Consider the following 2804-nt stretch of genomic DNA (forward strand, 5'->3'; position numbering starts at 1 on the left):
AGTTATCAGTTATCAGTTATAATCCCCACTTCCCCAATTCTTTAGGAGAATTAAATTATGTGGCCATTTTTGACGCAAGTGAAACTGGAAGATTTTACCCAAGATTATCTAGAATTAACTCAGAAAAATCTCAAAGGGTTAGACAATCTCAAACGAGTTAAAGAAGAAGATATTCAGTGTGGAGTCTCGGAAAAAGAAGCAGTTTATCGGGAAGATAAAATCATTCTCTACCACTTTAAACCCGTGGTCGAAAAACCCTTCGAGATTCCCTTGTTGATGGTATATGCTTTGGTCAATCGTCCCTACATGGTAGATTTACAGGAAGGGCGTTCTTTAGTGGCCAATCTGCTGAAATTAGGCTTAGATATCTACTTAATTGATTGGGGATATCCCACCAGAAGCGATCGCTGGTTAACCCTTGATGATTATATCAATGGTTATGTCGATAATTGCGTCGATTTTATTCGTCAAAGTCACCATCTCGACAAAATTAATCTGTTAGGAATCTGTCAGGGGGGAACCTTTAGTTTATGCTATAGTTCCCTCTATCCCGATAAGGTAAAAAATCTGGTGACAATGGTGACACCGGTGGACTTTTATCAAACCGAGACCCTCTTAAATATGCGGGGGGGGTGTTCCTTGGGAGCCGAAGCATTAGACATCGATTTAATGGTAGATACTATGGGCAATATCCCGGGAGATTTTCTCAACTTAGAATTTCTGGAATTGAAACCTTTGCAGTTAGGTTATCAGAAATACCTTGATTTTCCTGACATCATGGAAGACGAATCAAAATTAGTTAATTTTCTGCGTATGGAAAAATGGATTTTTGATAGTCCCGACCAAGCGGGAGAATCCTATCGACAGTTTCTCAAGGATTTCTATCAGCAAAATAAACTGATTAAAGGGGAAGTGATGTTAGGAGATAAACGGGTAGATTTACACAATCTGACTATGCCAATTCTCAATCTTTATGCGGATAAAGATCACCTTGTCCCTCCCGCTTCTTCCCTCGCTTTAGGGAATTATATCGGTACTTCTGACTATACCGCTTGTGCTTTCCCCGTCGGACATATCGGAATGTATGTCAGTGGCAAAGTGCAACGGGATTTACCCCCCGCTATTACTGATTGGTTGAAAGCAAGAGCTTAACAATCCTCGCACCTATCCCCTTTTCCCAGTTTGGGAGAGGGGTTTAGCACTTTTTTTCTCTACGGGTGTAACACAATACAACACATCGATAAAAAAACATCTACGGGCAGTAAAATAAACTTTTGTAACAGAGGATGTTAAGCACTGTTGCAAGATCGGGCAGAATCGGAGAATCCCGTTCCTTTCGGCTAAACCCCTGTGGTACACTGCAAAGCGTACTCGCTCGTAAGTATGTAGGAGAAAACCTGAGTGTTAAGAGTCGCTGTTGTGGGTTCAGGGCCGGCCGGTTCTTCGGCGGCAGAAACATTAGCTAAAGCAGGCATTGAAACCTATTTATTTGAACGCAAATTAGATAATGCTAAACCCTGTGGTGGAGCGATTCCTCTCTGTATGGTGAGCGAATTTGACCTACCTCCTGAAATTATTGATCGCCGGGTGAGAAAAATGAAAATGATCTCCCCCTCTAACGTCGAAGTCGATATTAATCTCGATAATCAAGACGAATATATCGGAATGTGTCGTCGGGAAGTCCTCGACGGTTTTATGAGAGAACGCGCCCATAAATTAGGAGCGCATTTAATCAACGGAACCGTTTACGGTCTCGACATTCCCACCAATAGCACCGATCCCTATACCCTACACTACGCCGATCACTCCCACGGCAATTCCCAAGGGGAAATGAAATCTCTGAAGGTGGACGTGGTTATCGGCGCCGACGGTGCTAATTCCCGCATTGCCAAAGCTATTGATGCCGGGGATTACAACTATGCGATCGCTTTCCAAGAACGCATCCGTCTTCCTCAAGATAAAATGGCCTACTACGAAGACCTGGCCGAAATGTATGTAGGAAAAGACGTATCCCCCGACTTCTACGCTTGGGTATTCCCCAAATACGATCACGTCGCCGTCGGTACTGGCACAATGAAGGTCAATAAAGCCATGATTAAAGACCTACAAGCTGGTATTCGCGCTCGCGCGGCCCGTCGTCTGGAAGGGGGCGAAATCATCCGCGTGGAGGCTCACCCCATCCCCGAACATCCCCGTCCTCGTCGTGTAGTCGGTCGCGTGGCCCTCGTAGGCGATGCTGCGGGAACAGTTACCAAGTCTTCGGGAGAAGGCATCTATTTCGCCGCTAAATCGGCGCGGATGTGTGCCGAAACCATTGTCGAAGTCACTAACGGCGGCCAACGTATTCCCACAGAGGACGAATTGAAACTCTACCTCAAGCGTTGGGATAAGAAATACGGTATGACCTATCTGGTATTAGATATCCTGCAACGGGTTTTCTACCGTACCGATGCCACCCGGGAAGCTTTTGTGGAAATGTGTTCCGATAAGGACGTACAGAAGATGACTTTTGACAGTTATCTCTATAAAACCGTTGTTCCCGCTAATCCTCTCGTACAGATGAAGATTACCGCTAAAACTATCGGTTCTCTCCTGCGCGGTAACGCTTTGGCCCCTTAAAATCAATTGATAACCAGAAAACCCAATCTTCCCATCGCGGTGGTTGGGTTTTCTTTTGGGTTGTTTCATCGAAAATTTTGGGTCTGAAACCCCGTCGTTCTACGACGGCTTTACTGTTAAATATGAGCATCGTTTACGAAATATATGCTAAAATGTGAGGTATGGAAAAAGCCTATTCTTACCGA

At 44.7% G+C, this 2804-nt stretch carries 2 protein-coding genes; both read left to right on the top strand.

Annotation, left to right across the window (positions count from 1 at the left end; genetic code table 11):
* Positions 1–57: 57 nt before the first annotated feature.
* On the top strand, positions 58–1152 hold the full coding sequence (locus PX636_RS09615; RefSeq protein ID WP_002763375.1) for a class III poly(R)-hydroxyalkanoic acid synthase subunit PhaC: 1095 nt from the start codon (positions 58–60) through the stop codon (positions 1150–1152).
* A gap of 249 nt (positions 1153–1401) precedes the next feature.
* Positions 1402–2619, top strand: coding sequence for a geranylgeranyl reductase (gene chlP / locus PX636_RS09620; RefSeq protein WP_002735532.1), 1218 nt, complete (start codon positions 1402–1404; stop codon positions 2617–2619).
* Positions 2620–2804: the final 185 nt, after the last annotated feature.

Source organism: Microcystis sp. M53598_WE2 (assembly GCF_030067735.1).
GTDB lineage: Bacteria > Cyanobacteriota > Cyanobacteriia > Cyanobacteriales > Microcystaceae > Microcystis > Microcystis aeruginosa.

What these genes read in the sequence shown, in the direction of transcription:
- PX636_RS09615 (WP_002763375.1), top strand. Translation starts at nt 58, where the DNA reads ATGTGGCCATTTTTGACGCAAGTGAAACTGGAAGATTTTACCCAAGAT.